Source organism: Streptomyces sp. ISL-100, from assembly GCF_018614615.1.
GTDB lineage: Bacteria > Actinomycetota > Actinomycetes > Streptomycetales > Streptomycetaceae > Streptomyces.
Genome location: NZ_JAGGOK010000084.1, coordinates 50,640 through 74,579, shown reverse-complemented (window position 1 = coordinate 74,579; position 23,940 = coordinate 50,640). Strand labels below are relative to the sequence as shown.

At 70.0% G+C, this 23,940-nt stretch carries 23 protein-coding genes and 1 pseudogene; 15 read left to right on the top strand and 9 right to left on the bottom strand.

The window, feature by feature from the left end; translation table 11 throughout:
* The coding region (locus J7E89_RS33685) for an FAD-dependent oxidoreductase (RefSeq protein ID WP_214979086.1) at positions 1-337 on the bottom strand (337 nt) is incomplete at its 3' end.
* 67 nt (positions 338-404) lie between these two features.
* On the opposite strand from J7E89_RS33685, the gene J7E89_RS33680 reads away from it, so the two are divergent.
* Both J7E89_RS33680 and J7E89_RS33675 read left to right on the top strand, forming a co-directional pair.
* Positions 405-1,433, top strand: coding sequence for an oxidoreductase (locus tag J7E89_RS33680; protein WP_214979084.1), 1,029 nt, complete (start codon positions 405-407; stop codon positions 1,431-1,433).
* Between the two features lie 66 nt (positions 1,434-1,499).
* Positions 1,500-3,137 carry an ABC-F family ATP-binding cassette domain-containing protein gene (locus tag J7E89_RS33675; protein WP_214979082.1) on the top strand — a complete coding sequence of 546 codons (1,638 nt, stop codon included), beginning with the start codon at positions 1,500-1,502 and terminating at the stop codon, positions 3,135-3,137.
* Between the two features lie 116 nt (positions 3,138-3,253).
* On the opposite strand, the gene J7E89_RS33670 is transcribed toward J7E89_RS33675, so the two are convergent.
* The 3 genes from J7E89_RS33670 to J7E89_RS33665 form a co-directional block, all read right to left on the bottom strand.
* Positions 3,254-5,671, bottom strand: a complete 2,418-nt coding sequence (locus J7E89_RS33670; protein ID WP_214979080.1) for a Tex family protein — start codon at positions 5,669-5,671, stop codon at positions 3,254-3,256.
* Positions 5,672-5,776: 105 nt separating this feature from the next.
* Entirely contained in the window at positions 5,777-5,923 is a 147-nt protein-coding gene (locus J7E89_RS41380; RefSeq protein ID WP_308315686.1) for an LPFR motif small protein, read from the bottom strand.
* Between the two features lie 65 nt (positions 5,924-5,988).
* Positions 5,989-6,849 carry a hypothetical protein gene (locus J7E89_RS33665; RefSeq protein WP_214979078.1) on the bottom strand — a complete coding sequence of 287 codons (861 nt, stop codon included), beginning with the start codon at positions 6,847-6,849 and terminating at the stop codon, positions 5,989-5,991.
* Between the two features lie 111 nt (positions 6,850-6,960).
* Here J7E89_RS33665 and J7E89_RS33660 point away from each other — a divergent pair, with 111 nt between their 5' ends.
* Together J7E89_RS33660 and J7E89_RS33655 are read left to right on the top strand one after the other, a co-directional pair.
* Positions 6,961-7,959 (top strand): GlxA family transcriptional regulator, encoded by a 999-nt coding sequence (locus J7E89_RS33660; protein ID WP_214979075.1) that lies wholly within the window; start codon positions 6,961-6,963, stop codon positions 7,957-7,959.
* Positions 7,960-7,982: 23 nt separating this feature from the next.
* Complete coding sequence (locus tag J7E89_RS33655) at positions 7,983-8,627, top strand: DJ-1/PfpI family protein (protein ID WP_214979072.1); 645 nt, start codon at positions 7,983-7,985, stop codon at positions 8,625-8,627.
* A 12-nt stretch (positions 8,628-8,639) separates the two neighbouring features.
* Here J7E89_RS33655 and J7E89_RS33650 read toward each other — a convergent pair whose 3' ends face one another.
* Positions 8,640-9,380: an enoyl-CoA hydratase/isomerase family protein gene (locus J7E89_RS33650; RefSeq protein WP_214979069.1), complete on the bottom strand. Its 741-nt coding sequence runs from the start codon at positions 9,378-9,380 to the stop codon at positions 8,640-8,642.
* Between the two features lie 80 nt (positions 9,381-9,460).
* Between J7E89_RS33650 and J7E89_RS33645 the strand changes: the two genes are divergently transcribed.
* Both J7E89_RS33645 and J7E89_RS33640 read left to right on the top strand, forming a co-directional pair.
* A complete protein-coding gene (locus J7E89_RS33645) occupies positions 9,461-10,063 on the top strand; it encodes an HdeD family acid-resistance protein (protein WP_214979067.1) in 603 nt (200 codons plus the stop codon).
* Positions 10,064-10,157: 94 nt separating this feature from the next.
* Positions 10,158-10,637 (top strand): ATP-binding protein, encoded by a 480-nt coding sequence (locus J7E89_RS33640; protein WP_214979065.1) that lies wholly within the window; start codon positions 10,158-10,160, stop codon positions 10,635-10,637.
* Here the strand turns inward: J7E89_RS33640 and idi are convergent.
* The 4 genes and pseudogenes from idi to galE all read right to left on the bottom strand — a co-directional run bounded on the left by idi (position 10,603) and on the right by galE (position 14,382).
* Positions 10,603-11,196, bottom strand: coding sequence for an isopentenyl-diphosphate Delta-isomerase (idi, locus tag J7E89_RS33635; RefSeq protein ID WP_214979063.1), 594 nt, complete (start codon positions 11,194-11,196; stop codon positions 10,603-10,605). The genes J7E89_RS33640 and idi overlap by 35 nt on opposite strands.
* Before the next feature lie 137 nt (positions 11,197-11,333).
* Positions 11,334-12,071, bottom strand: a pseudogene (locus J7E89_RS33630) (class I SAM-dependent methyltransferase); the annotation flags it as partial.
* A 243-nt stretch (positions 12,072-12,314) separates the two neighbouring features.
* On the bottom strand, positions 12,315-13,256 hold the full coding sequence (locus tag J7E89_RS33625; protein WP_214979059.1) for a cation diffusion facilitator family transporter: 942 nt from the start codon (positions 13,254-13,256) through the stop codon (positions 12,315-12,317).
* A 142-nt stretch (positions 13,257-13,398) separates the two neighbouring features.
* On the bottom strand, positions 13,399-14,382 hold the full coding sequence (gene galE / locus J7E89_RS33620; RefSeq protein WP_214979057.1) for a UDP-glucose 4-epimerase GalE: 984 nt from the start codon (positions 14,380-14,382) through the stop codon (positions 13,399-13,401).
* 254 nt (positions 14,383-14,636) lie between these two features.
* On the opposite strand from galE, the gene J7E89_RS33615 reads away from it, so the two are divergent.
* The 9 genes from J7E89_RS33615 to hpnD all read left to right on the top strand — a co-directional run bounded on the left by J7E89_RS33615 (position 14,637) and on the right by hpnD (position 23,907).
* Positions 14,637-16,421: a DUF5941 domain-containing protein gene (locus tag J7E89_RS33615; protein ID WP_214979114.1), complete on the top strand. Its 1,785-nt coding sequence runs from the start codon at positions 14,637-14,639 to the stop codon at positions 16,419-16,421.
* Complete coding sequence (locus tag J7E89_RS33610; protein ID WP_214979056.1) at positions 16,418-17,155, top strand: sugar phosphate nucleotidyltransferase; 738 nt, start codon at positions 16,418-16,420, stop codon at positions 17,153-17,155. The genes J7E89_RS33615 and J7E89_RS33610 overlap by 4 nt, the downstream gene beginning before the upstream one ends.
* Positions 17,143-18,204, top strand: coding sequence for an iron-containing alcohol dehydrogenase family protein (locus J7E89_RS33605; protein ID WP_214979054.1), 1,062 nt, complete (start codon positions 17,143-17,145; stop codon positions 18,202-18,204). Before J7E89_RS33610 ends, J7E89_RS33605 begins: the two co-directional genes overlap by 13 nt.
* Positions 18,182-18,961 carry a CDP-alcohol phosphatidyltransferase family protein gene (locus J7E89_RS33600; protein WP_214979052.1) on the top strand — a complete coding sequence of 260 codons (780 nt, stop codon included), beginning with the start codon at positions 18,182-18,184 and terminating at the stop codon, positions 18,959-18,961. Before J7E89_RS33605 ends, J7E89_RS33600 begins: the two co-directional genes overlap by 23 nt.
* A 50-nt stretch (positions 18,962-19,011) precedes the next feature.
* Positions 19,012-19,857, top strand: coding sequence for a glycosyltransferase (locus J7E89_RS33595; protein ID WP_214979112.1), 846 nt, complete (start codon positions 19,012-19,014; stop codon positions 19,855-19,857).
* Between the two features lie 94 nt (positions 19,858-19,951).
* On the top strand, positions 19,952-20,887 hold the full coding sequence (locus J7E89_RS33590) for an ABC transporter permease (RefSeq protein ID WP_214979050.1): 936 nt from the start codon (positions 19,952-19,954) through the stop codon (positions 20,885-20,887).
* Entirely contained in the window at positions 20,880-21,665 is a 786-nt protein-coding gene (locus J7E89_RS33585; protein WP_214979048.1) for an ABC transporter ATP-binding protein, read from the top strand. The genes J7E89_RS33590 and J7E89_RS33585 overlap by 8 nt, the downstream gene beginning before the upstream one ends.
* A gap of 374 nt (positions 21,666-22,039) precedes the next feature.
* Positions 22,040-22,942 (top strand): squalene synthase HpnC, encoded by a 903-nt coding sequence (gene hpnC, locus J7E89_RS33580; protein WP_214979046.1) that lies wholly within the window; start codon positions 22,040-22,042, stop codon positions 22,940-22,942.
* Positions 22,943-22,986: 44 nt separating this feature from the next.
* Positions 22,987-23,907, top strand: coding sequence for a presqualene diphosphate synthase HpnD (hpnD, locus tag J7E89_RS33575; RefSeq protein ID WP_308315684.1), 921 nt, complete (start codon positions 22,987-22,989; stop codon positions 23,905-23,907).
* Positions 23,908-23,940 lie beyond the last annotated feature (33 nt).

Genomic DNA, 23,940 nt, shown 5'->3' with positions numbered 1-23,940 from the left:
CACCCGCCCCGTCCCGCAGTCCCGCCACTCCCGCCCCCCACGGCCCGAGCCCGGCAACCGTGGTGCCCGCCATGACACCACCCACCAGCCGTACGCCCGTATCGTCCGGCGTACGGGCCAACCGCTCGTAAACCCGCAGCGACTCCACCGACCAGTCGCCCACCAGTTCTGCGGGCTCGATGCGATAAGGCCACCACAGCGCGCCCGCCACCGCCGAGCAAGTCCGTTCCGCGGGCTCCCTGGTCCACACCCGCACCGACCAGCCACTCTCCGCGAGGACAACACCCGTAGCCAGCCCCGCCACCCCGCCGCCCACGACAACCACTTCACCGCTCATGACCGGACGTTAACGCCAATCCGCGCTGCCGTGCTCACATCTCGTCGTGGCTGGGGATACTCAGGACATGTCTGCCGACTACGCGACTTTCGGGCTGGCTCCGGCAATGCGGGCCGGTGGTGTTCTCGTCAACGGGGACTATCAAGTGCACCGCGATTTCATGGACTTCATCATCGACGGCCACCCGCTGCTCCACCAGCTCTCCGACCTCGACGCGGTGTCCCCACTGGCCGCCGACGTACCACCCGCCATTTTCACCGCCCAAGTACGCACCCTGCTCCTGGAGGAAGATGCGCCCCTCCCCGACGGCCGGTACGTAATCTACGGCTGCCCCGAGTGCGAAAGCCTGGACTGCGGCGCGGTCACCGCCGTGATCGAGCGGGCAGGGGAGGACTTCGTCTGGCGGGACTTCGCCTGGCAGACGAGCGAGACCGCCGACCTGGACCTGAACGGCTACCACGGGATAGGCCCCTTCCGCTTCCGCGGCCAGGAGTACCGCACAGCCCTGGAACACCTCCTCGCGGCCGGCGACGAGGAGCCACCGCCCCGCCGCCGAGTCCTTCTCATCGGCGCACGAGTCGACGTACTGGCGAAGCTGGCGGCCGCCCTGCGCACGATCAACATCGGCGCGGACATCACCACCGACGCGGCCGATGTCCCACCCGAAGAGCTGAGGGCTTACGGGGCGGTGGCGTTCGGCAGAGCGGTCGACGAGCGCAGACGAGCGTCCGTCCGGGCGGCATTCGAGCGCGCGGGCGCAGATGTGACCTACGTGGACGGCCTGGCCCCGATCATCCCGCTCCTGGTTGCCCAGATAGAGGCCGCCCTGGACCGCAGCCCACCGGAGCAGCGCCGCCTGACGCGGCTGGTGGCGGTGGAGGGCGAGGCGGGGGTCGAGGTGACGTCCACCTGCCGGGTACAGCTGATCGCGTACCGCCTCGACCGGCTCTTGCGGACGCACACCCATGAGGTCTTCGACAGCATGCTGGAACCGGGCAAGCACCGGATCCCGCTGGACGCGCGGGCGACGAAGGGCCAGTCGTTCATCGTCGCCCGCACGATGGGAGCGGTGCTGGTGGCCCCAATGATCCGCTGACAGACGCACCCAGCACCCCACACCCCCGACACCCACTCCGGCGCGCTCGGTAGAATCCGTGGCCTGATGACTGCAACTCTCGTCGCCAAAGATCTCGCAGCGGGCCACGGCGACCGCTCCCTCTTCTCCGGGCTGGACCTCGTAGTCGCCCCCGGCGACGTGATCGGCCTCGTCGGCGTGAACGGCGCGGGCAAGTCCACACTCCTTCGCCTGCTCGCCGGACTCGACACCCCCGAGGAGGGCGAGCTGCGGCTCTCGCCGCCCACCGCCACCGTCGGGCACCTCCCGCAGGAGCCGGAGCGCCGCGAAGGCGAGACGGTACGGGCCTTCCTGGCCCGGCGTACCGGCGTGGCCGCCGCCCAGACCGCCCTCGACGAGGCCACCCAGGCGCTCGTCGACGAGACCCCGGGCGCGGACGACTCGTACTCCGACAGCCTCGACCGCTGGCTCGACCTGGGCGGCGCGGACCTGGACGAGCGCGCCGAGGAGGTGGCCGCAACCCTCGGCCTGACGGTCGGCCTCGACCAACCCATGACGGCTCTCTCCGGCGGCCAGGCGGCCCGAGCGGGTCTCGCCTCGCTCCTCCTCTCCCGGTACGACGTCTTCCTGCTGGACGAGCCCACGAACGACCTGGACCTCGACGGCCTGGAGCGCCTCGAAGGCTTCGTCTCGGGCCTGCGCGCGGGCACAGTCGTCATCAGCCACGACCGCGAGTTCCTCACCCGCACCGTCACCAAGGTCCTGGAGCTGGATCTCGCCCAGCAGCAGATCAAGCTCTACGGTGGCGGCTACGCGGCGTACCTGGAGGAGCGCGAGACCGCTCGCCGCCACGCCCGCGAGGACTTCGACGAGTACGCCGACAAGAAGGCCGCACTCGAAGGCCGCGCCCAGATGCAGCGCGGCTGGATGGACAAGGGCGTCAAGAACGCCCGCCGCAAGGCCACCGACAGCGACAAGATCGGCAAGAACCTCCGCAGCGAGGCGAGCGAGAAGCAGGCCGCCAAGGCACGCCAGACGCAGCGCATGATCGAGCGCCTCGACGTGGTCGACGAGCCCCGCAAGGAGTGGGAGCTGCGCATGGAGATCGCGGCGGCCCCGCGCTCCGGCGCGGTCGTCGCCACGCTGCGCGACGCGACAGTCCGGCGCGGCGACTTCTCCTTCGGCCCGGCGTCGCTCCAGATCGACTGGGCCGACCGCGTCGCGATCACCGGGGCCAACGGCGCGGGCAAGTCCACGCTGCTCGCAGCCCTCCTCGGCCGCCTCCCACTGGACGAGGGCCACGCCGCACTCGGCCCCGGCGTCGTCGTCGGCGAGGTGGACCAGGCCCGCGGCCTCTTCTACGGCTCCGAGTCGCTCCTCGAAGCCTTCTGCGCGGCCGTCCCCGACACGGAGCCGGCGGAGGTACGCACCCTCCTGGCCAAATTCGGTTTGCGCGCCGCGCACGTCCTGCGTCCCGCCACCACTCTCTCGCCGGGGGAGCGGACCCGAGCCGCCCTCGCGCTGCTCCAGGGCAGGGGCGTGAACCTTCTCGTCCTCGACGAGCCGACGAACCACCTCGACCTGACCGCGATCGAGCAGCTGGAGTCCGCACTCGACACGTACGAGGGCACGCTGCTGCTGGTCACCCACGACCGCCGGATGCTGGACGCGGTCCGTACGACCCGCCGCGTCGAGGTCACGGACGGCAAGGTCACCGAACTCTGACGCGAGCCGCCCTTCGGGCGTGCCTCAATCGCCGGACGGGCCCGGATTCGCTGCTGGGCGATTCCAGCCTGTCCGGCGTTTGAGGACAGGGGTCCGGGGCGGAGCCCCGGTTTGCGTCAGCCCCGCTTCGGGTCCGTCAGCCCCGCACGCCGCAGCGCATCTGCCATCGCGCTGTTGGCCGGCGCAGCCGCCTGCCGCGAAGCACCGCCACCACCACGCCGCTCACCAGCAGCGCCGACACCACCGCCCGCGCCCCCGCGACGCTCGCGCCCACCCTGCCGCTGAGCCGGGGGACGACCACCCGAGCCGCCGCCCCGCTCCCGCTTCCCCTCACCACCAGCAGCCGCACCAGCCGCCGCCACGTCGTCGTCCAGCCGCAGCGTCAACGAGATCCGCTTGCGCGGAATGTCGACGTCCATGACCTTGACCTTCACCACGTCACCCGGCTTCACCACGTCCCGCGGGTCCTTGACGAAGGTCTTCGACAGCGCCGACACGTGAACAAGCCCGTCCTGATGAACGCCCACATCCACAAACGCCCCGAACGCGGCGACATTCGTCACCACGCCCTCCAGGACCATCCCGGCCGCCAGGTCGCCGATCTTCTCGACGCCCTCCTTGAAGGTCGCCGTCTTGAAGGCGGGCCGCGGATCGCGCCCCGGCTTCTCCAGCTCCTTCAGAATGTCCGACACGGTCGGCAACCCGAACGTGTCGTTCACAAAGTCACCCGCCCGCAGCGACCGCAGCACAGCCGTGTTCCCGATAAGCGTGCCGACTCCGCTCCCCGCCGTCTTCACCATCGCCCGTACCACCGGGTACGCCTCGGGGTGCACGCTGGACGCGTCCAGCGGATCGTCGCCGCCCTGGATGCGCAGGAAGCCCGCACACTGCTCGTACGCCTTCGGGCCGAGCCGCGCCACATCCTTCAGCCCCTTCCGGGACCGGAACGGGCCATTCGCGTCCCGGTGCGCCACGATGTTCTCGGCAAGCCCGGAACTGATGCCCGAGACCCGCGAAAGCAGCGGCGCGGAAGCGGTGTTGACGTCGACACCCACACCATTGACACAGTCCTCAACAACCGCGTCCAGCGACCTCGAGAGCTTCACTTCGGCCAGATCGTGCTGGTACTGCCCGACGCCGATCGACTTCGGGTCGATCTTCACCAGCTCGGCCAGCGGATCCTGCAGCCGTCGCGCGATGGACACGGCGCCGCGCAGCGACACATCCATGTCCGGAAGCTCCTGCGAAGCGAAAGCGGACGCCGAGTACACGGACGCACCCGCCTCCGAGACCATCACCTTCGTCAGCTTCAGCTCGGGGTGCTTGTCGCACAGCTCACCGGCGAGCTTGTCGGTCTCGCGGGAGGCAGTGCCGTTACCGATAGCGACGAGCTCGACGTCGTGCTCCTTGGCGAGCCGTGCCAGCGTCGCCAGCGACTCGTCCCACTTGTTCCGGGGAACGTGCGGGTAGATCACATCGGTCGCGACGACCTTGCCCGTCGCATCCACCACAGCGACCTTCACACCCGTACGGAACCCGGGGTCGAGCCCAAGAGTCGCCCGCGTCCCCGCCGGCGCCGCCAGCAGCAGGTCCCGCAGGTTCGCCGCGAAGACCCGTACCGCTTCGTCCTCCGCGGCGGTACGCAGCCGCAGCCGCAGATCGATCCCGAGGTGCACCAGAATCCGGGTCCGCCACGCCCAGCGCACGGTGTCGCCGAGCCATTTGTCGCCGGGGCGCCCCTGGTTGGAAATCCCGGACCGCCGGGCGACCATGCTCTCGTACGTCGAGGGCCCAGCCGCCTCCGAAGCCTCCTCGGGCTCCAGAACCAGATCCAGTACGTCTTCCTTCTCGCCCCGCAGCATGGCGAGCACCCGGTGCGACGGCAGCGCGGTGAAGGGCTCGGCGAAATCGAAGTAGTCGGCGAACTTCGCGCCGGCTTCCTCCTTCCCCTCCCGTACCTTCGCGACCAGCCGCCCGCGCGACCACATGCGCTCACGCAGCTCACCGATCAGATCGGCGTCCTCCGAGAAGCTCTCCGTCAAAATCGACCGCGCGCCGTCCAGGGCGGCCTGCGCATCGGCCACCCCCTTCTCCGTGTCCACGAACGCGGCGGCGGCCGCGAGCGGATCCACCGAAGGGTCGGCCAGCAGCCCCTGGGCCAGCGGTTCGAGCCCCGCCTCGCGCGCGATCTGTGCCTTCGTGCGGCGCTTGGGCTTGAACGGCAGGTAGATGTCTTCCAGCCGGGCCTTGGTGTCGGCGGCCCGGATCCGCGCCTCAAGGGCGTCGTCCAGCTTGCCCTGCTCGCGTACGGACTCCAGGATCGCGGTCCGCCGTTCCTCCAGCTCGCGCAGATACCGCAGCCGCTCCTCGAGCGTGCGCAGCTGCGCGTCGTCGAGCATCTCGGTCGCTTCCTTGCGGTAGCGAGCGATGAACGGCACGGTCGAGCCGCCGTCGAGCAATTCGACGGCGGCCCGGACCTGCCGCTCCTTTACGCCGAGTTCCTCGGCGATCCTGCCTTCGATGGACGTCGTCACGATGTTCCCGACTCGCCTTCTCCTGCGGGCTGTGCTTGAGCCTGCATTGTGCAGGGTTGTCGGGTCTCCTGTCGCGCGCGCCCCTGACCGGTCGGCCGGTGGCCGTCAGGCCCTACGGGTTCGCCCGCCACCGCGCGACGCGGTGCTCGACGCGCCTCCGAAGAGCCGGGCGACCAGCCTGAAGGGCAGAGTCACCACTGTCGCGAGGGCCGAGCCGACCATGCGTAGTCCATCTGCGATCGCACGGAACACGTTGCCTCCTGGTGTCTCGGTGTCCGACACAGGACGGGTGTCCATCAGGGCGCCGCGTAAACGGATCACTTACCGGTGAGATCGGCGGGGAACGCGCCGGCCCCCAGCGCCGCGCCGAGGAAGCCCCGGCCGAGCTCGGTGAGCCGCTCGGTGCACTCGGCGCCCAGGTGCTCGTACGGCGCCGCGTCGAGCCGGTCCGTAACGTCCTCCAGATCGGCGCGCAGCGCGATGCCCGCCTCGGTCAACTCGCCCTCGGTGTCCAGCAGCCCGCGCTCCCGCAGCCTCCCGGAGGCCGCCTCCCAGTCCGTACGGCTCCAGCCGCGCGTCGCCAGCGTCCAGCGCGGGGACATCCCCTTGCCCGTCGCCGTGTGGCTGACCAGCGCTTCCAGCGGGTCCAGACCGGCGGCGAGCAGCGCGGCCAGGTGGCCGTCGCCGCGGTGCTCGCGCAGCAGTGTCGCGGCGTGCCAGTAAGCGAGGTGGGGCCGCTCGGGCACGGGCAGGTCGGCGTGGGCGGCGTACAGCGGGCGGGCGTGGCGGGTGCACGCGTCGGCGGCGCGCAGTGCGAGCCCGGCGGCCTCCGCCATCTCGTCGGAGGCGATGGCATCCTCGCCGAGCAGTCGCCGCAGGGTGGTGTCGACGGCTCGCAGCCGCGCTTCGAGTACGACTTCGGGTGACGCCGTACGCCACACCTGGGGGACGTGGCGGGCGACGAGGTCGTGGTTGAAGTTGTAGAACGCGGCGGTGATCACCCCGGCCCCGACCGCCCCCATGGCGGCGCCCCGGCCGGCGAAGTAGGCGGCGTTGCTGTCCGCGATGCCCACCCCCGCCAGCTCCTTCGTGAAGTCCGGGGAGAAGTACACGCTCGCGTGCAGCGGATTGAGGACGTTGTGGCAGCGGCGGCCGGCGCGCGCGGGCAGAGAAGTCATGTCCGTACGCTACCGACTGGTCAGTACGTTCGGAAGCGCCCGGGCCCTCATGGCAGAAAAGGTGGGGTACTCGTCGTTGCGGACAACCATGGCGCCCCGAAGGATGGGCGCATGACGCAGCGATCCGTACGATCCGTTCTCGTCGTACTGTTCGACGACGTCCAGAGCCTTGATGTGACCGGCCCCGTGGAGGTCTTCGCGGGCGCGAGCGCGGCCGCACAGCTCGGCGGCGGCAGCACGGAAGGCGCGTACCACATCCGTACCGCCTCCCTCCACGGCGCTCCCGTCCGCACATCCAGCGGGCTCACGCTCGTGCCCGATGCCGCCCTCGCCGACGAGCCGGCGCCCCACACCCTCCTCGTGCCCGGCGGCCAGGGCACCCGTGCCCCCGACCCGCTCCTGATCGACTGGCTGCGCGAGAACGCCCCGCGCGCCGAGCGCCTGGTCTCCGTCTGTACGGGAGCGCTCCTGCTCGCGGCGGCGGGACTCCTCGACGGCCGCAGGGCCACCACGCACTGGGTGGTGAGCGACCATCTGGCCCGTACCTACCCGGCGGTCGACGTCGACCCGGACCCCATCTTCGTACGAGACGGGAACGTGGCGACCTCGGCCGGCGTCACCTCGGGCATCGACCTGGCACTCGCCCTCGTCGAAGAGGACCTGGGCAGGGACATCGCGCTCACCGTCGCCCGCCATCTCGTCGTCTTCCTGCGGCGCCCGGGAAACCAGGCCCAGTTCAGCGCCCAGCTCGCCGCCCAGACCGCGCAGCGCGAGCCCCTCCGCGAGGTCCAGCAGTGGATCACCGAGCATCCCGGGGACGACCTGTCGGTCGAGTCGCTGGCCGAACGCGCCCGCCTCTCGCCCCGCCACTTCGCCCGCGCCTTCCAGTCCGAGACCGGCACGACACCCGGCAGGTACGTCGATCGCGTACGCCTGGAACACGCGCGCCGGCTCCTGGAGGACTCCACGGACGGCATCGAGGAGATCTCCCGGACCTGCGGCTACGGCACCCCGGAGGCGATGCGCCGCGCCTTCGTCAAAGCCCTCGGTACGCCGCCGATGGAGTACCGCCGCCGCTTCCACGCCCCCGCGCGGCCCGCGCGACCGTAACCCGCCCATTGAGAGGATCACCGATGCAGATCGCCGTTCTGCTCTACGACAACTTCACCACGCTCGACGCCGTCGGGCCCTACGAGCTGCTCGCCCGGCTGCCCGGCGCCGAGACGGTGTTCGTCGCGAAGGAGGCCGGTCAGGTCCGTAACGATCAGCGCAGCCTCGCCCTCGTCGCCGACCGGTCGCTCGCCGAGGTGACACGCCCCGACATCATTCTGGTGCCCGGCGGCCCGGGCTCCCGGCAGGCCATGCACGACGAGATGATCCTCGACTGGCTCCGTACGGCCGACGCCACCAGCACCTGGACCACATCGGTCTGCACCGGCTCCCTGGTACTGGCGGGCGCCGGACTTCTCACCGGCCGCCGCGCCACCGCGCACTGGCTCTCGCTCGACGAGCTGAAGCCGCTGGGAGCCGAACCGACCGGCGAGCGCGTGGTCTTCGACGGTAAGTACGTCACTGCTGCCGGTGTCTCGTCCGGCATCGACATGGCGCTCCACCTGCTCGGACGGATCGGCGGAGACGCGCTCGCCCAGACCGTGCAGCTGCTCACGGAGTACGACCCCCAGCCGCCCTACGACGCCGGCTCACCGGCCAAGGCCCCGGCCGAGATCGTCGCGCACTGGCGCGGTGAGGCGGACAAGGTTCTGGCGGTCCAGGACTGAACGGCGCCCGCGTCAGCCCTCGTACGTGAAGTTGGGCGTACGGCGCTCCAGGAACGCGGCGACACCCTCGGCGGTGTCGCCGCTCCCGCGCGCCTGCTCCGCCCAGTACGCGTCCCGGTCGATGCGGCCATCGGCGAACTCCTTCACCGCGGCCTGGGTCAGCTGCGAGCGTGACACGAGCACCTGCGTGAACTCGGCCACCCGCCCGGCCAGTCCGCCCGCCGGCAGCACCTCGTCCACCAGCCCGGTCCGCAGCGCCCGCTGCGTACCGATCAACTCGCCGGAGAACAGCAGATACTTCGCGGCGGAAGGGCCGACCAGTGCGACGAGCCGCCGGGTCGACGACGCGGAATAGACGATCCCGAGCTTCGCGGGCGTGACCCCGAAGGACGCTCCCTCCTCCGCGAACCGCAGGTCACAGGCGGCGGCCAGCTGGCTGCCGCCGCCGACGCAGTAACCCCTGACCGCCGCCAGCGTCGGCTTCGGGAACGCGGCCAGCGCCTCCTCGGCCAGCACGGCCAGCCCCTGCGGAGCGTCGCCCTCGCGCAGCGACGAGATGTCCGCCCCCGCGCAGAACGTGTCGCCCGCCCCGGTCAGCACCAGCGCCCGTACGTTCCGGTCCCCGGCCAGCCCCTCCAGCAGCCCCGGCAGCGCGGCCCACATCCCGGCGGTCATGGCATTGCGCTTGGCGGGGTTGTTGATGACGACGGTGGCGACCCCGTCCGCGACGGTGTGCTCAAGCTGCGGCTCCATGCGCCGGATGCTATCCGGACCGTACGAACCTATGATCAAGAAGGGGTCGACAAGCGGACGCTGCTGAGTGAGGAGTCGTCATGGCCGGTCCCGCGAGTACAACCAAGGGCAGGAAGCTCAAGCGCGGTTTCGGGATCCTGACATTCCTCGGCGCGATCCTCGTGCTGGGAGGAGTCGTCGGCCTCATCCATACGGGCGTCGCCACCCTCACCTCGATGATCCTCTTCGGCTGGCTGCTGCTGGTCGGGGGTCTCGTCGGGCTGCTCCAGGCGGTCCAGTCGCGCGGCTCGAACTTCTTCTGGCTCGGTGTGGTGGTCGCCGCGCTCAACCTGGCGGCCGGAATCGTCGTCATCCGCCATCCCGAGGGCACCGCCGAGGCGCTGACGATGTTCGCCGCCCTGCTCTTCCTGACCGGCGGCGTCTTCCGGCTGGTCGGGAGTGCGGTGGTGCGCGGCCCGCAGTTCGGCTGGACGCTGGTGCAGGGCGCCTTCGGCGTACTGCTCGGCCTTTTCGTGCTCTTCGACTGGCCGCACAGCAGTCTGTACGTACTGGGCTGCTTCTTCTCCCTCGCGCTGCTCTTCGACGGGCTCGGCCTGATCGCGATCGGCACGGGCGGTCGCCAGATGGTCAACAACCTGGTCGCGGCAACGACGCCGGAGGAGCAGGAAGAGTCACACAACTGACGCTGTCATAGGCGCAACGGTCAGAAGTTGTCGATTGCGGCTGACTTGTGTTCAGAAGCCCGGCTCGGACCGGCTGGTTCCCAACACTCAATGCGTGGTGACGAGAGAAGACGCACCGGCAGGGTACGAAGGAGTCTGGCGCTTCACCGCCCCTGCGGCGGACGCCTCCGTACCGGAAGCCAGGCACGCAGTCCGCGACCTGCTGAACCGGCAGGGCGTACCGGTCCACGACGATCTGGTGCAGGGGCTGCTGCTCATCGTCTCCGAGCTGGTCACCAACGCCGTACGTCATGCGGCGCTGCTCTCTCCGCAGCTGGCCGTCGAGGTGGCGATCGGCACGGAGTGGATCAGGGTCTCCGTGGAGGACAACCACCCCTACCGGCCCAAGGCTCTGGAGCGGGACTACGCGCAGACCGGCGGGCGCGGCCTGCTGCTCGTGCGGGAGATCACCGCCGAGGCCGGCGGGGTGTGCGACATCGAGCACACCGCGAGCGGCGGGAAGGTCATCTGGGTCGCTCTGCCGCTGGCGGGGGCGGTCGTCACCAGCCCGCAGCCGGGCCCGTCAGCTCTCTGATCGCCGGGCGCGCCGCGTCGAGCACGGTCATGAACCACGCAGAGAACGGCGCCTTCGCGTGCCGCTCGGCCAGCTCGTCCGGCGTAACGAACGACGTCTCGCCGACTTCCTCCGAGTCGGGCCGCAGGGCGCTCTGCGCCATCCCGACGAAGAGGTGGTTGTACTCCTGCTCGACCAGGCCCGAGTCGGGGTCCGGGTGGTTGTAGCGGACGGTGCCCGCCTCGGCGAGCAACGAGGGGGAGATGCCCAGCTCCTCGTACGTACGACGGGCGGCCGCTGCGAACGGCGACTCCCCGGGGTAGGGGTGCCCGCAGCAGGTGTTGGACCAGACGCCGGGGGAGTGGTACTTGCCGAGCGCGCGGCGCTGGATCAGCAGCCGTCCGGACGTGTCGAAGAGGAAGACCGAGAAGGCGCGGTGCAGGCGGCCGGGAGCCTGATGCGCGGACAGCTTTTCCGCGGTGCCGATGGTATTGCCGTCCTCGTCGACCAGCTCGAGCAGGATCTCTTCCGCTGTGCCGTTCGACGAGCTGTTCGCCGCGGTGACTGGTGTGCTCGGCATAACCATCCTTCGCTGCTTCGGTTCCCGGCGTCCAAGTCTGCCGTACAAAAGAGTCTTGTCCGTACTTCGCGGAACCGACCGCATGTCCGCCCCCGCCGTGCGGCGCGGCGAGGGCGGACGAGCCGTCAGCTCAGACGGTCGGCGGGCCGCAGTACATAGCCGGTGTAGCCGTACTCCGTGCCGTGTTCCGCGCGCATGGAGATCTCCTCGCGGGTGAAGGCGAGTGCTTGCTCCATTCCGGGCGTGGCGGGATCGGTCGCGTCGGCGCGGGCGCCGAGCGGGACGTAGTACTCGTCCCAGTCGCTCTCGGGCTGTGCGTACACCCCGAGGACGTCGTAGCCCGCCGCGAGGGCCGCGGCCGTGTTCTCGGACAGGCCGCGCATCGCCGGATAGTTCCGGTCCCAGAACGCGCGTGCAGCCAGTGACGGCTGGTCGGACGTCCACTCGCACTCGGTGACGACGAGCGCGCCGCCGGGTGCGACGAGGCGCCGCCACTTGCTCAGCGCGGTGTCGAAGCCGATGCTGTAGGCGGAGCTCTCCGCCCAGACGAGGTCGAACGACCCGTCGGGGAAGGGGAGTTCGCCCATGTCACCCTCGACGGTACGGATGGAGCCGCTGAGCCCGCGCGCCTCGGCGGCGCTCCGCAGCTCGGCGAGGAACGGCGCGTACAGATCGACGGCCGTCACCTCGGCGCCGATCTCGGCAGCCAGCAGCAGCGAGACCCTGCCGGGGCCGCAGCCCAGGTCGAGGACGCGCGGACGGGGCGGCAGAGGACCGGCGAGGGAGAGCAGATGGCGGGTGGTGGCGTCGGAGCCGGGGCCCTGGCGGGGAAGTCCGCCGTGCAGGGTCATGAAAGCGGTCATGAAAGCTGTCATGACGTCGTGGTTGTCGGTCAACGTGAGAACCCTTTGGGTGTGAGGGCTCCGGCCGACGCGCGCGAATCAAGCGCGAAAACGCGAAGAAGGGGTCAGCCGAGAGCCCGGGAGTTGAGGATGAACCGGACACTGCTCGCAGCAGCGTCGACCGTGACGGTCATCAACCTCATCTCCCCTCATCGTGTCCCCGAGACCCGGATGTCTCTTCGAAGATCCTAACAGTTCGAGCGGCTCCCCTACGTCTCAATGGCAGAGCTTCGCTTCGTGCTCCGCGTGTCCGCGTGGCTCCAGCTGGAACGTGCAGTGCTCGACGTCGAAGTGCTCCCCGAGGCAGCCCTGGAGGGCGTGCAGCATCTTCTCGTGCCCGACCGAGTCGAGGAAGTCCTGGTTGACCACGACGTGCGCGGACAGGACCGGCATGCCCGAGGTGATCGTCCAGGCATGCAGATCGTGTACGTCGTCGACGCCGGGCAGATCGAGTATGTGCTCCCGTACGTCCGCCATGTCCACGCCCCTGGGTGCGATCTCCAGCAGCACGCTCAGCGTCTCCCGCAGCAGCTTCCACGTACGCGGCACGATCATGAGGCCGATGACCAGCGACGCGATCGGGTCGGCGGCCTGCCAGCCGGTCGCCATGATGATGCCGGCCGAGATCAGCACGGCGGCCGAGCCGAGGGTGTCCGCGAGAACCTCCAGGAAGGCGCCGCGCACATTGACGCTGTCCTTCTGACCCTTCATCAGAAGGGACAGCGAGATCATGTTGGCGACGAGACCGACCAGCGCGAAAACGATCGCCGTACCGCTCTTGGTCTGTGCCGGGGTGATGAAGCGGTCGACGGCCTCGAAGAGCAGAAAGCCGCCGACGCCGAGCAGCAGCAGACAGTTGGCGAGCGCGGCGAGGATCTCGGCCCTGGCATACCCGAAGGTGGCCTTCGTGGTGGCCGGGCGGTTGGCGAAGTGGATCGCCAGGAGCGCCATCGCGAGTCCGAGGGCGTCCGTCGCCATGTGGGCCGCGTCCGCGATCAGCGCCAGCGAGTTGGCGAGCAGTCCGCCGACGATCTCGACCGTCATGACGGTCAGGGTGATGCCGAGCGCGATACGCAGCCGCCCCTTGTACGCGGCGGCGGCCGTGCCGGTGGGCGGCGGCCCGCCGTGCGTATGCCCGTGATCGTGCCCTGCCCCCATGAAGGACGCCTCCCCGGTTGTGTGATGGTCTGACCGAGGTGCCAGTGAACTACGGGCGGGGGGTATGTGCAACACGGGACTGAACACCGTTGTCATGTCCTCTGACCTGCGGAAATGACCGCAGGTCAGAGCGCTGACAAGATCAGATACGGGCGGCCTCCGGATGCCGGAGAAGCCAGCCCTCCCACGCCGAGGCGACCATCTCGCGCACCCCGCGCCCGGCCGTCCAGCCGAGCTCATTGGCGATCAGATCGGAGGAGGCGACGGCCTTCGCGGCGTCCCCGGGGCGGCGCGGCTCGACCACCGGGACGAGCGTGGAACCGGTGACCTCGGCCACCAGATCGGCGAGCTCGCGCACCGAGACGCCCTCGCCGCGGCCGATATTGAACGTGAGCTCCGCCGCCTCGTCCCGCTTGGCCAGCGCCCGCGCGACCGACAGATGGGCGTCGGCGAGATCGGCGACGTGTATGTAGTCACGGATGCAGGTGCCGTCGGGCGTCGGATAGTCCGCCCCGAAGATCCGTGGGGCCTCGCCACGCGTGATCCGGTCGAAGAACATCGGGATGATGTTGAACACTCCGGTGTCGGCCAGCTCCGGCCTCGCCGCACCCGCCACATTGAAGTAGCGCAGGCACGCGGTCGAGAACCCGTGCGCCCGGCCCGCCGCCCGCACCAGCCACTCGCCGGCCAGCTTGGTCTCGCCGTACGGATTGATCGGCGCGCAGGGGGCGTCCTCGGAGATCAGCTCCGCCTCGGGAATCCCGTACACGGCGGCGGAGGAGGAGAAGAGGAAGTGCCGCACCCCGGCCGCCACGACGGCCTCCAGCAGCACTGTGAGCCCGTACACATTCTCCCGGTAGTAGAGCAGCGGCTTCTCGACCGACTCCCCGACCTGCTTCCTCGCCGCGAGATGCACCACACCCGTGACGCCGTGTTCGGCGAGCGTCACGTCGAGCAGCTCCCGGTCCAGTACCGAGCCGCGTACGAGCGCGACCTCCGCCGGCAGCCGCTCGGGAATCCCGGACGAGACGTCGTCCAGGACGACGACCCGCTCACCCGCCGCCGCCATGGTCCGCGCCACATGCGCGCCGATGTAACCCGCACCACCTGTGATCAGCCATGTCATAACCGCCACCCTAGGGCGTGTCCGGACCCACGGCGGTCGCGGTTTGTGGGCCGGGGCATTGATCGACCAAGATGCTCGCGGCGGGTTGACCGCGTCCCGGTCCGGTCTTATCGGGGCGTAAACGGGCCGTGAACTCCTGCTTCCGTTCATCCGATAGCCTCTGCCGACATGCCCTCCCGCCCATGCCGGGCCGGAATGCCGCATGTCATTGCCGTACAAGGCCAGCCATGCCCAGCTCCAAGGAGTGAGTTCGTCTGTCGACCGCCATCCTCACCGGTCCGCCGGTACCCGGATCGCCGCTCGAGGGCGATCTGCGGTCGCTGGGATTCGACGTGCGGTACGTCGGGCCCGATGCCGACGCTGCCGAGCAGATCGCCAAGCTTCTCGACAGGGCGCCCGCCGGTGAGCGGGTCGCGCTCGTCGACCCGCGCTTCGTCGGCCACGTCCACTCCCTGCGCCTCGCGCTGACGGACCCCCGCTGGATGGCCGCCGCGGCCCCCGGCGCGCTCACCGCGCAGCCCGAGGCCCGCGCGGCGCTGGCGCACGCCGTGCGCGGTGCCGGTGCCGGGCCCGACGCCGTCGCCGCCGCGCTCGACGCGAGCGGCACCGCCGTGCAGCGCCCGGAACTCGGCTCGCTGGTCGCCGTCGTCGCCACCGGCGAGGACGAGCGCGAGCAGGCCCGCGCCGCCGTCGCCGCCATCGACGAGGAGGCCGTACGGCTGCGTACGGCCGTGAAGTCCCGCGACGGCTTCTTCACCACCTTCTGCATCAGCCCGTACTCGCGCTACCTCGCGCGCTGGTGCGCCCGCCGGGGCTTCACCCCGAACCAGGTCACCACCGCCTCGCTGATCACCGCGCTGATCGCGGCCGGCTGCGCGGCGACCGGCACCCGGGGCGGCTACATCGCGGCCGGTCTGCTGCTGCTCTTCTCCTTCGTCCTGGACTGCACCGACGGGCAGCTCGCCCGCTACTCGCTCCAGTACTCGACGATGGGCGCCTGGCTCGACGCGACCTTCGACCGCGCCAAGGAGTACGCGTACTACGCGGGACTCGCACTCGGCGCCGCCCGCGGCGGCGACGACGTATGGGCGCTGGCGCTCGGCGCAATGGTGCTCCAGAGCTGCCGCCATGTCGTGGATTTCTCCTTCAACGAGGCGAACCACGACGCCGAGTCCAATACGAGCCCCACCGCCGCGCTCTCCGACAAGCTCGACAGCGTCGGCTGGACGGTCTGGGTACGCCGGATGATCGTCCTGCCGATCGGCGAGCGGTGGGCCATGATCGCGGTCCTGACCGCCGTCACCACCCCCCGGATCGTCTTCTACGCCCTGCTCGTCGGCTGCGCGCTCGCCGCCCTCTACACCACGGCGGGCCGCGTCCTGCGCTCGCTGACCCGCAAGGCGCGGCGTACCGACCGCGCCGCGCAGGCCCTCGCGGACCTCGCGGACAGCGGCCCGATCGCGCAGGCAGTGGCGGCCCGGGGACCGCGCCTCAAAGGCGCCTGGACCGCACCGGTCGTCGCCTTCACCGGCGCCGCCGCCCTGGTCGCCACGGCGCTCACGCAGCCGTTCGGCAGCCGCCAGGTCATCGTCGCGGCGCTCTTCTACGCGGTGCTCTCCGGCATAGCCGTCTCGCGTCCCCTCAAGGGCGCCCTCGACTGGCTCGTGCCCCCCGTTTTCCGGGCGGCCGAGTACGGCACGATCCTGATCCTCGCCGCCCGCTCCGAAGTGAACGGAGCGCTGCCCGCCGCTTTCGGACTGGTGTCGGCGGTCGCCTACCATCACTACGACACGGTGTACCGCATCCGCGGCGGCACAGGCGCGCCGCCCCAGTGGCTGGTGCGGACGATCGGCGGGCACGAAGGCCGGACGCTGGTGGCAGTGGTACTCGCCACCCTCCTGGCGACGCAGTACACAGACCTCACCTTGGCGCTCACGGCCTTCGCTGTGGCCGTGGCGCTCGTGGTGCTGGTGGAGTCCACCCGCTTCTGGGTGTCCTCCGGAGCACCCGCAGTACATGACGAAGGAGAACCCGCATGATCGGCCTCGTACTGGCTGCCGGCGCCGGACGGCGTCTGCGTCCCTACACGGACACCCTCCCGAAGGCGCTCGTCCCCGTGGACGGCGACACGACCGTCCTGGACCTGACCCTGGGCAACTTCGCCGAGGTCGGCCTGACCGAGGTCGCCATCGTCGTCGGCTACCGCAAGGAGGCCGTCTACGCGCGCAAGGAGGCCCTTGAGGCGAAGTACGGCCTCAAGATCACGCTCGTCGACAACGACAAGGCCGAGGAGTGGAACAACGCCTACTCCCTGTGGTGCGCGCGTGACGTCCTCAAGCAGGGTGTGATCCTCGCCAACGGCGACACCGTCCACCCGGTCTCCGTCGAGAAGACGCTGCTCGCCGCCCGCGGCAAGGGCCAGAAGATAATCCTCGCCCTCGACACGGTGAAGAACCTCGCCGACGAGGAGATGAAGGTCATCACGCAGGACGGCCAGGGCGTCCGGCGGATCACCAAGCTGATGGACCCGGCGACCGCGACCGGTGAGTACATCGGTGTCACGCTGATCGAGCCCGAGGCCGCCGAAGAGCTCGCCGACGCGCTGAAGACCACGTTCGAGCGCGACCCCGACCTCTACTACGAGGACGGCTACCAGGAGCTGGTCAACCGCGGCTTCACCGTCGACGTCGCCCCCATCGGCGAAGTGACGTGGGTCGAGATCGACAACCACGACGACCTCGCGAGGGGCCGGGAGATCGCGTGCCTGTACTGACCCGGCTCATCCCGTCGCCGGTCGTCGTCGACATCAGCTGCGGCGCCATGGACGATCTGGCCGGCCTGCTGGCCGACCAGCGGATCTCCGCGTCCGGCAAGCTGGCGATCGCGACCAGCCCCGGCTCGGGGCTGGCCCTGCGCGACAAGCTCGCGCCGGTCCTGCCGGGTGCCGACTGGTACGCCGTCACCGACGGCACCATCGACTCCGCCGTCAAGCTCGCCGACGACATCAAGGGCAAGCGGTACGACGCCGTGGTCGGCCTCGGCGGCGGCAAGATCATCGACGTGACGAAGTACGCGGCGGCGCGGGTCGGCCTGCCGATGGTCGCCGTCGCGACGAACCTCTCGCACGACGGTCTGTGCTCGCCGGTGTCCATCCTGGACAACGACAACGGCCGCGGCTCCTACGGCGTACCGACCCCCATCGCCATGGTCATCGACCTCGATGTGATCCGCGACGCCCCGGTCCGGTTCATCCGGTCCGGGATCGGCGACGCGATCTCCAACATCTCGGCGATCGCGGACTGGGAGCTGTCCCACCGCCTCCACGGCGAGCCGATCGACGGACTGGCCGCCGCCATGGCCCGTACGGCGGGAGAAGCCGTACTCCGCCACCCCGGCGGGGTCGGCACCGACGAGTTCCTCACGGTCCTCGCCGAATCCCTCGTGCTGTCCGGTATCGCCATGTCGATCAGCGGCGACAGCCGCCCCTCGTCCGGCGCGTGCCACGAGATCAGCCACGCCTTCGACCTGCTGTACCCCAAGCGGGCCGCGAGCCACGGCGAGCAGGTCGGCATCGGCGCCGCCTTCGCCATGCACCTGCGGGGCGCGTACGAGCAGTCCGGTCTCTTCGCCGAGGTGCTGCACCGGCACGGCCTGCCGGTGCTGCCGGAGGAGATCGGCTTCAGCGTCGACGAGTTCGTCAAGGCCGTCGAATACGCACCGCAGACCCGCCCGGGACGCTTCACGATCCTGGAGCACCTCAACCTGTCCACCGACCAGATCAAGGACGCATACGCCGACTATGCAAAAGCCATCGGTAGCTGAGCTGCGACCGGTCGTTCACCCCCCGGGTGTGAAGGACCGGCGCAGCGGCGAGCACTGGGCCGGCCGGCTCTACATGCGCGAGGTCTCGTTGCGCGTCGACCGGCATCTGGTGAACACACGGGTCACGCCCAACCAGCTGACCTATGTGATGACCGTCGCGGGTGCCCTCGCCGCTCCGGCACTGCTCGTGCCGGGCATCACGGGCGCCCTGCTCGGCGTGCTGATGGTCCAGCTCTATCTGCTGCTCGACTGCGTCGACGGCGAGATCGCCCGCTGGAAGAAGCAGTACTCGCTCGCCGGGGTCTACCTGGACCGGGTCGCCGCCTACCTGTGCGACGCGGCGGTCCTGGTCGGCTTCGGCCTGCGCGCCGCCGACCTGTGGGGCGAGGGGCGAATCGACTGGCTGTGGGCCTTCCTCGGCACCCTGGCCGCACTCGGCGCGATCCTGATCAAGGCCGAGACCGACCTCGTCGGCGTCGCCCGTCACCAGGGCGGGATGCCCCCGGTGAAGGAGTCGGCGTCCGAGCCGCGCTCCTCGGGAATGGCACTGGCCCGCAAGGCCGCCGCGGCGCTGAAGTTCCACCGGCTGGTCCTCGGGGTCGAGGCATCCCTGCTGATCCTCGCCGCGGCGATCGTGGACAGTGTCAGGGACGACCTGTTCTTCTCGCGGCTCGGTGTCGCCGTCCTGGCCGGCATCGCACTCCTGCAGACCCTGCTCCACCTCGTGTCCGTCCTCGCTTCCAGCAGGCTGAAGTGACGGCCGCGGGCACGGGCACCGGCCTGAAGGTCGGCGCCGTCATCATCACGATGGGCAACCGGCCGGACGAGCTGCGCGCCCTCCTCGACTCGGTCGCCAAGCAGGACGGCGACCGCGTCGAGGTCGTGGTGGTCGGCAACGGCTCCCCGGTCACCGGTGTCCCCGAGGGCGTACGGACCGTCAACCTCCCGGAGAACCTCGGCATCCCGGGCGGCCGCAACGCCGGTATCGAGGCGTTCGGACCCAGCGGCGCCGAGATGGACATCCTGCTGTTCCTCGACGACGACGGTCTGCTGGCGCACCACGACACGGCTGAGCTGTGCCGCCAGGCCTTCGCCGCCGACCCGAAGCTCGGCATCATCAGCTTCCGGATCGCGGACCCCGACACGGGTCAGACCGCGCGCCGCCACGTGCCGCGGCTGCGCGCTGCCGACCCGATGCGCTCCTCGCGCGTGACGACCTTCCTCGGCGGCGCCAATGCCGTACGTACCAAGGTCTTCGCCGAGGTCGGTGGGCTGCCGGACGAGTTCTTCTACGCTCATGAGGAGACCGATCTGGCCTGGCGGGCGCTCGACGCCGGCTGGATGATCGACTACCGCGCGGACATGGTCCTGTACCACCCGACGACCGCTCCTTCCCGGCACGCCGTCTACCACCGCATGGTGGCCCGGAACAGGGTCTGGCTGGCGCGCCGCAATCTGCCGGCCCTCCTGGTGCCCGTCTACCTCGGCGTATGGCTGCTGCTCACGCTGGCGCGGCGCCCGTCCGTACCGGCGCTGAAGGCATGGTTCGGTGGCTTCAAGGAGGGGTGGACGACCTCGGCGGGACCACGCCGTCCGATGAGATGGCGTACCGTCTGGCGACTGACCCGGCTCGGACGACCTCCTGTCATCTGACAAGCTCGGGTCTGAAAGCATCGGGTGCACGCGGACCTGTAGCCCGTTCCTGCGCCTTACTGCCTGCGCATCTTGAACACGAAAGTTTCAACTTGTGAGTGACACAACCCATGACGGTGCGGTCGCGACGAGCGCCCCGCCATCTCCCGACGACGGACTTACCCCGGCGGAGCTCGCCGCCAAGTACGGCCTGTCGGTGAGCGGTGCCCGGCCGGGGCTGATCGACTATGTCCGGCAGCTGTGGGGCCGCCGCCACTTCATCCTCGCGTTCTCGCAGGCGAAGCTGACCGCCCAGTACAGCCAGGCGAAGCTCGGCCAGCTGTGGCAGGTGGCGACTCCGCTGCTGAACGCCCTCGTGTACTTCCTGATCTTCGGCCTGATCCTGGAGGCCGACCGGGGCATGAAGCGGGAGGTGTACGTCCCCTTCCTGGTCACCGGTGTGTTCGTCTTCACGTTCACCCAGAGCTCGGTGATGGCCGGTGTCCGGTCGATCTCCGGCAACCTGGGCCTGGTGAGAGCGCTGCACTTCCCGCGCGCCTCGCTGCCGATCTCGTTCGCGCTCCAGCAGCTCCAGCAGCTGATGTTCTCGATGATCGTGCTGGTGATCATCGCGATGGCCTTCGGCAGCTACCCCTCGCTCGCCTGGCTGCTGGTCGTCCCCGCGCTCGCCGTGCAGTTCGTCTTCAACATCGGCCTCGCGCTGATCATGGCCAGGCTCGGCAGCAAGACCCCCGACCTCGCCCAGCTGATGCCCTTCGTGATGCGTACGTGGATGTACGCGTCCGGCGTGATGTTCAGCATCCCGGTCATGCTCGCCGACAAGGACCTGCCCGGCTGGGTCACGGACGTGCTCCAGTGGAACCCGGCGGCCGTCTACATGGATCTCATCCGCTTCGGCCTGATCGACGGGTACGGCTCCGAGAACCTGCCCCCGCACGTCTGGGGCGTCGCCCTGGGCTGGGCGCTGCTCGTGGGCCTCGTGGGCTTCGTGTACTTCTGGAAGGCTGAGGAGAGGTACGGCCGTGGCTGATGACAACAAGCAAGGACGCGTCCCCACGGTCATCGCGGACGACGTGCACATCGTGTACCGCGTCAACGCCGGCGCGGGCGGTCGCGGCAGCGCCACCGCCGCCCTGAACCGCATGATGAAGCGCGGCAAGGGCGATTCACCCGGGGTACGCAAGGTGCACGCGGTACGCGGTGTCTCCTTCACGTCCTACCGGGGCGAGGCGATCGGCCTGATCGGTACGAACGGGTCGGGCAAGTCGACCCTGCTGCGTGCCATCGCGGGCCTTCTGCCCACCGAGCAGGGCAAGGTCTACACCGACGGCCAGCCCTCGCTGCTCGGCGTGAACGCGGCGCTGATGAACGACCTGACCGGCGAGCGCAACGTCATCCTCGGCGGCCTCGCCATGGGGATGACGCGCGAGGAGATCCGCGAGCGCTACCAGCAGATCGTCGACTTCTCCGGCATCAACGAGAAGGGCGACTTCATCACGCTGCCGATGCGCACGTACTCCTCCGGCATGGCGGCGCGCCTGCGCTTCTCCATCGCCGCCGCCAAGGATCACGACGTACTCATGATCGACGAGGCGCTGGCGACCGGTGACCGGAAGTTCCAGATCCGCTCCGAGCAGCGCATCCGCGAGCTCCGCAAGGAGGCCGGCACGGTCTTCCTGGTCAGCCACAGCAACAAGTCGATCAGGGACACCTGCGACCGCGTCCTGTGGCTGGAGAAAGGCGAGCTGCTGATGGACGGTCCCACGGACGAGGTCCTCAAGGCGTACGAGAAGGAAACCGGCCGCTAGGACACCCGGGGGCGGAGCTCGTCGACCTCGTCGACGGGCGGGGTACCCCCGTCGGGGCGTCCCGGCGGGGGTACCGCGTTGTCTGCGTGCCCGCGTGTCTCCGCGACGCGAGCGGTCCGGCGCGCCGTAACATGCCGGAATCGTCAACTCCCGCCACCTTCGGGAAGGTTGAGGCATATTGCTGCCTTGTTGTAATGCGGCCAACACCCCGGGACGGTGCTGGTCGTTGTACAACGTAAGCTGTACCGGTGGGCGGCGTGTCCGAAATGGGATGTATTAGGTCGGCAGTGTAGAACGGGAGATGTGACGGCAATGGCTATGGGAACTCTCCAGCTCGAAGACGCTTACGCCGTCCCCGCACCGGGCAGCCCGCGATGACCGGAACCCGGCAGGTGCGCACCGACGCACACGCGCGCACGACCCTGGACAAGGCCGCCGACGAGAATTTCCCGGTGGCTCCCTTCTTTCTGCCCCGCGCCTGGCGGGACGATCTGATGGCCGTCTACGGCTACGCCCGCCTCGTCGACGACATCGGCGACGGCGACCTCGCACCTGGCGGCGCCGACGCCCGCCTGCTCGGCCTCGACCCCGCCCTGGCCGACGACCGTCTCCTCATGCTCGACGCCTTCGAGACCGACCTGCGCCGCGTCTTCGACGCCTCGGGCGACGGCCCGCGCCACCCGCTCCTGCGCGCCCTCGTCCCCACCGTGCGCCGCTGCTCGCTCACCCCCGGGCCGTTCATCGGGCTCATCGAAGCCAACCGGCAGGACCAGCTCGTACGGCGCTACAAGACGTACGACGACCTCCTCGCGTACTGCGAGTTGTCAGCGAACCCCGTCGGCCGGCTGGTCCTGGCGATCACCGGCACCGCGAGCCCCGAGCGGATCCGCCGCTCGGACGCGGTCTGCACCGCCCTGCAGATCGTCGAACACCTCCAGGACGTCGGCGAGGACTTCGGCCGCGACCGGATCTACCTGCCCGCCGACGACATGGCGCGCTTCCACGTCGGGGAAGCCGATCTCGCCGCGCCGTCCGCGAACGCCTCGGTGCGCGCGCTGATCGCGTACGAAGTGGAACGCGCCGGGTGCCTCCTGGATGAAGGCATCCCCCTCGTGGGCAGCGTCAACGGCAGACTCAAGCTGCTGCTCGCCGGTTTCGTCGGCGGCGGACGCGCCGCGCTCACGGCGATCGCCGCCGCCCACTACGACGTGCTTCCCGGACCGCCCAAGTCCACCAAGCTCAGCCTGCTGCGCGCGGTGGGAGCCGTTCTGCGATGAGACCGAAGAGAGGGGTGAGCCGGCCCGTGGAAGGACTCACGCAGATGTCCGCACCCGTACTCGCCGCGTACAGCTACTGCGAGGCCGTGACCGGACAGCAGGCGCGCAATTTCGCGTACGGCATCAGGCTTCTGCCGACCGACAAGCGCAACGCGATGTCGGCCCTGTACGCGTTCTCGCGGCGCGTGGACGACATCGGTGACGGCGTCCTCGCGCCCGGCGTCAAGCAGGTGCGGCTCGAAGAGACCCGCGCGCTGCTCGACCGGATCCGCGCCGGCATCATCGACGACGACGACACCGACCCGGTCGCCGTCGCGCTCTCGGACACGGCCCGCCGCTTCCCGCTGCCGCTGGAAGGACTCGACGAGCTCATCGACGGCGTCCTCATGGACGTACGCGGCGAGACCTACGAGACCTGGGACGACCTGAAGGTCTACTGCCGGTGCGTCGCGGGCGCCATCGGGCGGCTCTCGCTGGGCGTGTTCGGCACCCAGACCGGCGCGCGCTCCACCGAACGCGCCGCCGAGTACGCCGATACGCTCGGCCTCGCCCTCCAGCTCACCAACATCCTCAGGGACGTCCGCGAGGACGCCGAGAACGGGCGCACGTACCTGCCCGCCGACGACCTGGCCAAGTTCGGCTGCTCGGCGGGCTTCCAGGGCGCCACCCCGCCGGAAGGGTCCGACTTCACGGGCCTGGTCCACTTCGAAGTGCGCCGTGCCCGCGCCCTGTTCGCCGAGGGATACCGGCTGCTGCCCCTGCTCGACCGGCGCTCCGGCGCCTGTGTCGCAGCCATGGCCGGCATCTACCGGCGGCTTCTGGACCGCATCGAGCGCGACCCCGTGGCCGTGCTGCGGGGCCGGGTCTCGCTGCCGGGACGCGAGAAGGCGTATGTCGCCGTACGCGGCCTGTCGGGCCTCGACGCCCGCCACATCACCCGCCATCACACCAGGAGGCGGGTCTGATGAGGCCCGTTGCGGCCGGCGGGACGAACGGGC